Origin of the sequence: Geodermatophilus marinus (assembly GCF_003428645.1) — a bacterium.
Taxonomy (GTDB): domain Bacteria; phylum Actinomycetota; class Actinomycetes; order Mycobacteriales; family Geodermatophilaceae; genus Geodermatophilus.
Genome location: NZ_QVQH01000049.1, coordinates 1 through 10100 on the forward strand (window position 1 = coordinate 1; position 10100 = coordinate 10100).

The following is a 10100-nucleotide window of genomic DNA, read 5'->3' on the forward strand; positions in this document are numbered from 1 at the left end:
AACAGGTCCTCGGTGGGGAGCATGAGAGGCGCCTCTGCGGGCGAGGGGCTTCGACAACCACCACGCTCCGCAGAGGCGCCCTCATGTCAAGCCATCAGTTGCCGACGGCAACCCACATAACGCGCCTGAGCCGCGGTCAGTAGAGGTGGTCGCCGGGGCTGCGCATCCGTCGGGGGCCCGGCGGGACCCGCGCCGTCGGCGGGCCGACCCGCACGGAAGCGCCGGCGATCACCAGCGAGCGGCCGCCGTGCCACGGGTTCGGCGGCCCGACGATCACCGGCTCCAGCGACAGCCGCAGCACCTCGGGCAGGTCGTCGGCGAGCCGGGCCACCCGCAGCAGGAGGTCCTCGAGCGCGGCGACGTCGACCGGCTCGGACCCCCGGTAGCCGTTGAGCAGCGGCCACGCGCGCGGCGCGCGCACCAGCTCGGCGGCGTCGGTGTCGGTGAGCGGCAGCGTGCGGTAGGCGCGGTCGCCGAGCAGGTCGGTGGCCACCCCCCCGAGGCCGAAGCTGACCAGCGCGCCGAAGGACGGGTCGTCGACGATCTCCACGACGGTCGCCACGCCCGGTGCGGCTATCTCCTGCACGATCACCGGGTCGCCGGCGGGGATCGCCGCGTAGGCGGCGCGCACGTCCTCGGCGTCCTGCAGGTCCAGGCGGACCCCGCCCAGGTCGGAGCGGTGCCGCAGCCACGGCGCGGTCGACTTGAGCACCACCGGGTAGCCGATCTCCCCGGCGGCCGCGACCGCCGCCTCGGCGTCGGTCACGGTGCGGGTGCCGAGCAGCGGCACCCCGTAGGCGGCCAGCAGCGCGATCGTCTCGTCGTCGGTGAGCGGGCGCCCGCCGGCGTCGTCGCCCAGCGCGGCGGTGACGACGGCGCGGGCGGCCTGCTCGTCGACCCCCTCGAGCTGCGGTAGCGCGCCGACCGGCCGGCGCCGCCAGCGGGCGTACTGCGCCACCTTCGCCAGCGCGATCACCGCCCGCTCCGGGGTGGAGAACGAGGGCACCGAGCCGCGGGCCGGGGTCCCGTCCTCGCCGGGGACGGCGAGCTCGCCCGGGATGCCCTCGGTGGACAGGAAGGTGGCCACGATCGGCTTGGTGGCGGCGCGGGCCACCTCGCGCAGCGCCCGGCCGAACGCGTCGGACCCCCGGCGCAGCGGCGGCAGGAAGACCGCGACCACAGCGTCGACGGCGTCGTCGTCGAGCGCCCCCTGCAGGGCGGCCCGGAACTCCTCCGCCGAACCGGCCGCACCGATGTCGGTGGGCGCCTCGTGCGCCAGCTCCAGGCCCTCCTCGAGGACGGCGTCGGTGACCAGCACGCCCATCGCCGTGGAGTTGCCGACGACGGCCACCCGGTCGCCGGCCGGCAGCGGCTGGTGGGCCAGCAGGGTGCCGACGTCGAAGAGCTGCGCGAGGGTGTCGACCCGGATGACGCCGGCCGAGGCGAACAGCGCGCCCACCGACTCCTCGGGCACCGCGACGGAGGTGCCGGCCAGGCCCGCGGTCATGCGCACGTGCCGGCCGCTCTTCACCGCCACGACCGGCTTGGTCCGGCCCACCCGCCGGGCCAGCCGGGCGAACTTGCGGGGGTTGCCGAAGCTCTCCAGGTGCAGCAGGACGACCTCGGTGCCCGGGTCGGTCGCCCAGTACTGCAGCATGTCGTTGCCGCTGACGTCGGCGCGGTTGCCGGCCGAGACGAAGCTCGACAGCCCGATGTTGCGGGTCCGCGCCTGCTCGAGCAGCGCCGACCCGAGCGCCCCGGACTGCGCGAAGAACCCGACCCGGCCGCGGCCGGGCACCCGCGGCGCGAGGCTGGCGTTGAGCCGGACCGCGGGGTCGGTGTTCACGATGCCGAGGCAGTTAGGGCCCACCACCCGCATCCCGGACGCGCGCGCGGCCGCGACGAACCGCCGCTCGGCCGCTTGCCCCTCGGGCCCGGACTCGCCGAAGCCGCCGGAGATGACCACCAGGCCGCGCACCTGCTTGCGGCGGCAGGCCTCGACGACGCCGGCCACCTCGTCGGCGGGGACGGCGAGCACCGCGAGGTCGACGTCGTCCGGGATGGCCTCGATGCCGGCGTAGGCCGGCACCCCGCGGACGTGGCGGGTGCCGGGGTTGACCGGGTAGACCGGCCCGCGGAACCCGTAGTCGAGCAGGTGCCGCAGGACGGCGTGGCCCACCTTGTCCTCGTCGTTGCTGGCCCCGACCACGGCCACCGACGAGGGGGTGAGCAGCCGGGCGATGGACCGCGACTCGCTGCGCTGCTCCCGCTCGTAGCGCACCGCGAGGGCGGTCTCGGTGGGCGCGATCGGGAAGCTCAGGTGGACGACGCCGTCCTCGTAGGACCGGGTGGGCGTGTACCCGGCGTCGAGGAAGACCCGCACCATCCGGTTGTTCTGCGCCAGCACCTCGGCGACGAAGCGCTCGATGCCCCGCTCACCCGCCGCGGCCGCCAGGTGCTCGAGCAGCACCGACCCCAGCCCGCGGCCCTGGTGGGCGTCCTCGACGAGGAAGGCCACCTCCGCGTCGGCGGTGCCGGGGTAGCGGTCGTAGCGGCCGACGCCGATGACGTGGTCGCCCAGGACGAGCACGAACGCCACCCGCGCGTCGTGGTCGACGTGGGTGAAGCGGTGCAGGTCCCGCTCCGAGAGCCGCTTCATGGGCCCGAAGAAGCGGTAGTAGCGGGTCTGGTCGGAGCTGCGGTCCATGAGGCCGACCAGACCGTCGGCGTCCGAGGGGCGGATCGGCCGCAGGTGCACGGTGCCGCCGTCGGCGGCGATGATGTCGGCCTCCCAGTGCGCCGGCGGCTGGGGCGCGGCGTCGGGCCGGGCCGGGGGTGGACCCTTCGCAACGCCCGCGGCCGGCCGCGCCGCAGCGCCCGCGGCCCCGTCCCGAGGCTCACCGCCAGCCTGCGAGTGGTGAGGAGGACGGGCGGCCCCGTCCCGAGGCTCACCGCCAGCCTGCGAGTGGTGAGGAGGACGGGCGGCCCCGTCCCGAGGCTCGCCGCGAGCCTGCGAGTGGTGAGGAGGACGGGGTCCTTCTTCAGTCACGGGGGTCGTCCGGGTCGAGGCCGAAGTAGGGGAACGAGGCCCGGCGGCTGCGCATGACCGCGCGGTCCACCCGGGACTCGGTGAAGGGGTCCCAGCGGGTAAAGCCGGTGTACCCGCCCTCGGTCATGTGCGTGGGCGGCCGGGCCCGCAACCCCCGGCGGACGACGTCCTCCCGCCAGGACTCCGGGATCTCCGTCGCCGGGTCCAGCCGGTCGCCCGAGGCCTCGGCGATGAGGTGGGTCCACGCCCGCGGCACGCACCGGACGAGCCCGTACCCGCCGCCGCCGAGGGCCAGCCACCGACCGTCGCAGATCTCGTGGGCCAGGTCGTGCAGCGCCCGGTAGCTGGCGCGCTGCCCGTCGACGGTGAGCGCGAGGTCGGCGAGGGGGTCCTCGTGGTGGGCGTCGCAGCCGCACTGGGTCACCAGGATCTCCGGCCGGAACGCCCGCAGCACCCCGGGCACGACGGCGGTGAAGGCGCGCAGCCAGCCGGAGTCGTCGGTGCCGTTGGGCAGGGCCAGGTTCACCGCGCTGCCCAGCGCCGTGTCCGGGTCCCCGGTCTCCTCCGGGTACCCGGTGCCGGGGAACAGCGTCAGCGGCGTCTGGTGGACGCTCACGGTGAGCACGCGCGGGTCGTCGTAGAAGGCGGCCTGCACCCCGTCGCCGTGGTGCACGTCCACGTCGACGTAGGCGATCCGCTGGTACCCCTGGCGCAGCAGCCAGGCGATCGCGACCGCCGCGTCGTTGAAGACGCAGAACCCTGAGGCGCGGTCGCGCATGGCGTGGTGCAGCCCGCCGGAGATGTTGACCGCGTGCTGGGCGCGGCCGGTGTGGACCCGCTCGGCGGCCAGGACGCTGCCGCCGGTGATCAGCGCGGCCGCGTCGTACATCCCGTCGAAGATCGGGTTGTCCGGCGTCCCCATCCCGAAGCCGATGCCGGGCTCGGCGGGCGCCCGCCGGACCGCGTCCAGGTAGACCGGGTCGTGCACCAGCGTCAGCAGGTCCGGGCCGGCCGGGGTGGGCTGCACCACCTCGAGCCGGTCGCTGGCGAGGACGCCGAGGGAGTCGGCCAGCCGCATGGTGAGGTCCAACCGGACCGGGTGCAGCGGGTGGTCCCCGCCCATCGTGTAGCCGAGCAGCGCGTCGTCCCAGACGACCGCGACCGAGTCGCTCACGGCCCCTCCTCGCCGGCGTCCGGCGCCGGCCTGCAGCCGGCGTCCCCGTCCTGCCCGGGACGCTACCGCCGCGCGCGTTCCCCGGCCCCCGAACGTGCTCGGCAGCGGCCGCGACCCCCCGTACGATCAGGTCCGACACGGAGGAGAGCTGTGAACGACCTGATCGACACCACCGAGATGTACCTCCGCACCATCTTCGAGCTGGAGGAGGAGGGGATCGTCCCCCTCCGCGCCCGCATCGCCGAGCGGCTGCACCAGAGCGGCCCCACGGTCAGCCAGACGGTCGCCCGCATGGAGCGCGACGGCCTGCTGACCGTCGAGGGCGACCGGCACCTGCAGCTCTCGGAGCAGGGCCGCCAGCTGGCCACCGCGGTCATGCGCAAGCACCGGCTGGCCGAGTGCCTGCTCGTGGACGTCATCGGCCTGGACTACGCCGACGTCCACGAGGAGGCCTGCCGCTGGGAGCACGTCATGAGCGAGGCGGTGGAGCGCAAGCTGCTCACCCTGCTCGGCAACCCGACGGTCTCCCCCTTCGGCAACCCGATCCCCGGGCTGGACGCGCTCGGCGGGGAGACCTCGGCGGTGCTGGACTCGCTGACCCTGCTCTCGACGACGGCCACGCCGGAGGGGCGCCGCGTGGAGATCCGCCGGATCAGCGAGCAGCTGCAGGAGGACTCCGAGCTCATGCGCGTCCTGGCCGACCATGGCCTGCGGCCGGGGGCGGTCGTCGTCGCCCAGCTGGTCTCCGGCTCGATCAGCCTGGACGGCCGGGCGCTGCCGGCCGGTGTCGCCCAGCACGTGTTCGTCAGCGCCCTCGACGAGGAGCTCACCGCCGTGCAGGCCGCCCCGCGGCTCTGAGGGAGGGCGCCCTCGCCTCCGCCACCCGCGCGCTCGCGGCCGGGCCCCTGTGAGGGGGCCTCGCTCCCGCGGTTCCTACGGTGGGGCGACGCCTCCCCGGCCGGGGAGCGTCCCCCCGCCCGAGAGAAGGCCCGCGTGAGCCAGCCCGACGCCACCTCCGCCCCGACCGGGGCCCCGTCCACCCCGTTCGCCCGGCTGGCCGACTTCGTCGCCCTCCCCCGCGTCGCGGGGCTGGCGCTGTCGCCCGACGGCCGGCGGCTGGTGGTCTCCGTGCAGACCCTCGACGCCGAGGGCACCCGGTGGCGGTCGGCGCTGTGGGAGGTCGACCCGGAGGGGCGCCGGGAGGCGCGGCGGCTGACCCGCAGCGCCCCCGGCGAGGCCTCCCCCGCCTTCGCGCCCGACGGGTCGCTGCTGTTCACCTCGGCCCGCCCCGACCCGGGCGCGGCCCCCGGTGGCGAGGACCCGAAGCCGGCGCTGTGGGCGCTGCCCCCCGCCGGCGGCGAGGCCCGGGTGCTGGCCACCCACCCCGGCGGGGTCGGCGGGTTCGCCGTGGCCGCCGGCAGCGGGGACGTCGTCCTCCTGGCCGAGGCGATGCCCGGCGCCGCGGACCCCGAGGAGGACGCCGCGCGCCGCAAGGCCCGCAAGGAGGCCGGGGTCACCGCGGTCCTGCACGAGGCCTACCCGGTGCGCCACTGGGACGCCGACCTCGGACCCGCCACGTCGCACCTGTTCTGGGTCGGGCAGGTACCGCCCGAGCCACCGGCGGGGGACGCGGCCGAGCCGGTGGTGCTGCGCGACCTCACCCCGGGCGCCGCGCCCCCCGACGGCGCCGGCGACGCGGTCGACCTCTCCCCCGACGGCCGCCTGGCGCTGCGCACCGAGACGGTGCCCGACGGGCCGGCCGGCCGCCGCGACCGCCTGGTGGTGCAGGACACCGGCACCGGCGAGCCCCGCGTGCTCGTCGACGACCCGCTGGCCGACGTCCACTCCGCCCGCTTCTCCCCCGACGGGGCCGCGGTGGTCTGCGTCCGGGAGTCGATGTCGAGCTACGAGGAGCCGCCGGACTACACGCTGCTGCACGTCGACCCGGCGACCGGCACCGCCCGCGAGCTCACCGCCGGCTTCGACCGCTGGCCGAGCGCGCCGCAGTTCTCCGCCGACGGGCGCACGGTCTACTTCCTCGCCGACGACGACGGCCGGCACGCGCTGTTCCGGGTGCCGGCCGAGGGCGGCGAGCCGGTCCGGATGACCACCGACGGCGCCTACTCCGACCTGCAGGTGGCCCGGGACGGCAGCGCCCTCTACGCCCTGCGCTCGGCCTACGACGAGCCGCCGGCGCCGGTGCGGCTGGACCCGCACGCCACCGGCCAGCACCCGGCGCCGCTGCCGAACCCCGGGACCCTCCCCGGCCTGCCCGGCACGCTGCACGAGGTCGGGGCCACCGCCGAGGACGGCAGCCGGGTGCAGTCCTGGCTGGTGCTGCCCGAGGGCGCGTCGGCCGAGCGCCCCGCCCCGCTGCTGCTGTGGATCCACGGCGGCCCGCTGATGAGCTGGAACTCCTGGTCGTGGCGGTGGTGCCCCTGGGTCATGGCCGCGCGCGGCTACGCCGTCCTGCTGCCCAACCCGGCCCTCTCGCAGGGCTTCGGGCAGGACTTCGTCCGGCGCGGCTGGGGGCGCTGGGGCGAGGAGCCCTACACCGACCTCATGGCCGCGGTCGACGCGGCCGTCGCCCGCCCCGACGTCGACGCCACCCGCACCGCCGCCATGGGCGGGTCGTTCGGCGGGTACATGGCCAACTGGGTGGCCACCCGGACCGACCGGTTCCGCGCCATCGTGACCCACGCCAGCCTGTGGGACATGGACGCGTTCACCGGCACCACCGACGCGGCCTACTACTGGGAGAAGGAGTGGGGCGACCCGCTCACCCAGCCCAAGCGCTACGAGCAGCACTCGCCGCACCGGTTCGCCGACGCGATCCGCACCCCGGTGCTGGTCATCCACGGCGACCGCGACTACCGGGTGCCCATCGGCGAGGCGCTGCGGCTCTGGTACGACCTGCAGAAGCGGGCGGTGCCCTCCCGGTTCCTGTACTTCCCCGACGAGAACCACTGGGTGCTCACCCCCGGCAATGCCGCTGTTTTCTACGAAACAGTGCTGGCCTTCCTGGCGGAGCACGTGCTCGGCCAGGAGTGGCGGCGCCCGGAGCTCCTGTAGGCCAACCGAGCAGAGATGAGGGCCATGACCGCAACCAGGGCCGCCGGTGTCGAGCGCAAGGTCCCCGACGGCAAGGCGCATGCCGCACGGCTCGGTTGGAGCCTGCAACCGACGCGCCATGTTCACGTGGACAACGACATCTCGGCATCGACGCGGGCCGGAAGTGGCGGCCCGCCTACGAGGCACTCATGACTGCTGTCCGCGCCGGGGAGGTGGACAGCGTCGTCTACTGCTCCACACCCCGGCAACTGCGAGGCGATCGTGGACGTGGACACTTGGAAGGCGGTCTATGCTGTCTCGCCTCGAGTTCAGTGGAGGCTCGGAACTGACGCGGCGACGGTAGTCGCCGCGGGGTGGTGCCGGTAGAAGGTGTCCTCGTGCTCGGCCGGTGGGATCAGACCGATCTCGCCATGCAGACGCCGGTGGTTGAACCAGTCGATGTACTCGGCGGTGGCGAACTCGAGGTCGTCGATGCCCTTCCAGGGGCCCCGGTTGCGCACCAGCTCGGCCTTGAACAGCGAGTTGAACGCCTCGGCCAGCGCGTTGTCGTAGGAGTCGCCGGTGGAACCGACCGAGGCAACCGCGCCGGCCTCGGCGAGGCGCTGGGTGTAGCGCACCGCGAGGTACTGCCCGCCCTTGTCCGAGTGGTGCACCAGCCCTGTCACGTCGCGGCCGGCCCGGCGGCGGGTCCAGATACCCATCTCCAGCGCGTCCAGCGCGAGGTCGGTGCGCAGGCTCTTGGACAGCTGCCAGCCCACCACCCGGCGGGAGAACACGTCGATGACGAAGGCGGCGTACACCCAGCCGGAGAAGGTCCGGCAGTAGGTGATGTCGGCAACCCACAGCTGGTCCGGGCCGGTCGCGGTGAACGCCCGCTCCACCAGGTCCGGGCGGGTGTCCGGGCCGGCCCCGGGCACCGTGGTCCGCGGACCCTTCACCCGCGTGATCCCGCGCAGCCCGGCGGCGCGCATCAGCCGCTCGACCGTGCACCGGGCCACCGCGTGACCCTGCCGGCGCAACTGGGCGTGCACCTTGCGGGCGCCGTAGACACCGAAGTTCTCCTCGTGCACCTGCTCGATCACCGCCGTGGTCGCCGCGTCGGTGAGCGACCGCGCCGAGGGCGGCCGCGTGCGGTGCGCGTAGTAGGTGCTCGGGGCGATCTTGACGCCGGCCTCGGTGAGGACACGGCAGATCGGCTCGACCCCCTGCACGAGCTTGTGCTGATCGATGAAGGCGACGATCAGCGAGACGGGCGGTCGAGCTCCGCCGCAAAGAAAGCCGACGCGCTCTTCAGGATCGCGTTCGCCCGGCGCAGCTCCCGGTTCTCCCGCTCCAGCTCGGCCAGCCGGGTGGCGTCATCGGTCGTGGTGCCTGGCCGGTCGCCCTCGTCGATCTCGGCCTGGATGACCCAGTTGCGCAGCGTCTCGGGGTTGATGCCCAGCTGCTCGCCGATCCGCTTCAACGCCCCCGCCCGGGTGGCCGGGTCACGCCGCGCCTCGACCGCCATCCGGGTCGCCCGCTCCCCGCAGCTCGTCGGGGTACTTCCCGGGTGCCGCCATGACTCTCATCCTCCGTGGATTGAGAGCCTCCATCAGACCCGGGGCGAGACAGTGTTCTATCCGGCGCGGCGCACTAGCTACACCTATAGTCCAGCACACTGCCTTATCGTTGCATCGCAGAACCGATGAGTCTCCCTGGGACGGTTCCGCCGACTGCTAGGTGGCGGGGACAGATGACCAAGTGGCCGACTTGGGGACGCCAACACCCGAGGCGTCGTGATTCTTACAGATCCATGCTCGCACGGACCCCACTGGTCGCCCTGATTCTGTACTTCCTGATGATCGAACTAGCCGCGGCACTCATCGTCGCCCTCTGGATTCAGATTGGAGGCTATTCCGATGAGCGGTTCCTGACAGTGCTCCGTGAAGCTTCGTTGGAACTTCTTGGCATCGACAGGACGATCGTCGAAGGCATCGGCGGGACATTCGACCGCGATGTCTTGCTGCTGATACTTGCAATTATCCGCCTGATCTTGCCTGTCGTCCTGCTGGGAGCGGTAGTCTTTAAGATTTTCACCTATCCACGGGTCTTTATTCAGTCGGAGAAGGTCTACATCGAGCCATCCAAAACGGTGCCCGGTAGGGTAGACGTCACCTTTAGGTGCTATCTTGCAACGAAACTTGACGTCGTCGACGTAAGGGTGAGGGCATGGATCATGCGGGATGATCCCAGGTTAGACAGCGGACGAGTCTGGGGGTTGCGGACCGTCGAACCCCTTCCTGGCGAGGTAAATATACCCGCCCCACGCTTTCAGGGTCCCCTGAGTTTGGTGTTCAAGGGCTGCGACACCTCATCGAGAGCTGCGAGGCCGCACGCGGAGCGGGCGCTCCTCTTCTTGGTCACTGGCACGCTGCCGCAGCTGAATCTCACGCTGTCGGAGACCTATACCTATCGGCTCCCAGCCACCGAGCACGCGGGTCCCCCTGTTAGGGTGGAAAAGGTCTCGGACTGGGCAGCCTTCGATGGGCGGCTGACCTGAGCTGACTCCCGACCCACGAAGTCCCGCAAGAGGCTGCCCAACAAACTATGCACGGGGAGCGATCGCACCGACTCCAAAGGTGCCGATTTCGACGCACATCGGCAGCATGAGGCAGGGTCGACTGTAGCGACTCCAAACTGGCTCTTCGTAGTTGAGGGTGTAGATCGGGCTGGCGCGTCGGTCCCGGGATAGACGTCGAGGCCTTCCGAAGATGGAAGTTCTCACACTGCCCATCCGGAAGGCCTCGACGTGCCTGACGCTACCTT

Annotated in this window: 5 protein-coding genes, 1 pseudogene and 1 other annotated feature; of the genes and pseudogenes, 3 read left to right on the forward strand and 3 right to left on the reverse strand. The window is 73.0% G+C overall.

Annotated elements, in window-relative coordinates:
- Positions 1-136: 136 nt before the first annotated feature.
- Together D0Z06_RS24710 and D0Z06_RS24715 are read right to left on the reverse strand one after the other, a co-directional pair.
- Positions 137-3049: a bifunctional acetate--CoA ligase family protein/GNAT family N-acetyltransferase gene (locus D0Z06_RS24710; RefSeq protein ID WP_370453384.1), complete on the reverse strand. Its 2913-nt coding sequence runs from the start codon at positions 3047-3049 to the stop codon at positions 137-139.
- A complete protein-coding gene (locus D0Z06_RS24715) occupies positions 3042-4223 on the reverse strand; it encodes an acetoin utilization protein AcuC (RefSeq protein WP_117380200.1) in 1182 nt (393 codons plus the stop codon). The genes D0Z06_RS24710 and D0Z06_RS24715 overlap by 8 nt, the downstream gene beginning before the upstream one ends.
- A gap of 150 nt (positions 4224-4373) precedes the next feature.
- On the opposite strand from D0Z06_RS24715, the gene D0Z06_RS24720 reads away from it, so the two are divergent.
- On the forward strand, positions 4374-5081 hold the full coding sequence (locus D0Z06_RS24720) for a metal-dependent transcriptional regulator (protein WP_117380201.1): 708 nt from the start codon (positions 4374-4376) through the stop codon (positions 5079-5081).
- Between the two features lie 135 nt (positions 5082-5216).
- Positions 5217-7295: a S9 family peptidase gene (locus D0Z06_RS24725; protein ID WP_199522532.1), complete on the forward strand. Its 2079-nt coding sequence runs from the start codon at positions 5217-5219 to the stop codon at positions 7293-7295.
- Between the two features lie 308 nt (positions 7296-7603).
- Here the strand turns inward: D0Z06_RS24725 and D0Z06_RS24730 are convergent.
- Positions 7604-8854: pseudogene (locus tag D0Z06_RS24730) on the reverse strand (IS3 family transposase).
- Positions 8447-8575 (reverse strand) — a sequence feature (AL1L pseudoknot). Its footprint overlaps the pseudogene before it by 129 nt.
- Positions 8855-9087: 233 nt before the next feature.
- Here D0Z06_RS24730 and D0Z06_RS24735 point away from each other — a divergent pair.
- Positions 9088-9834 (forward strand): hypothetical protein, encoded by a 747-nt coding sequence (locus tag D0Z06_RS24735; RefSeq protein ID WP_117380202.1) that lies wholly within the window; start codon positions 9088-9090, stop codon positions 9832-9834.
- The last annotated feature ends 266 nt before the right edge of the window (positions 9835-10100 follow it).

Bases quoted from the DNA above. Each gene is read 5' to 3' on its own strand.
- D0Z06_RS24735 (WP_117380202.1), top strand. From the start codon at position 9,088: ATGCTCGCACGGACCCCACTGGTCGCCCTGATTCTGTACTTCCTGATG.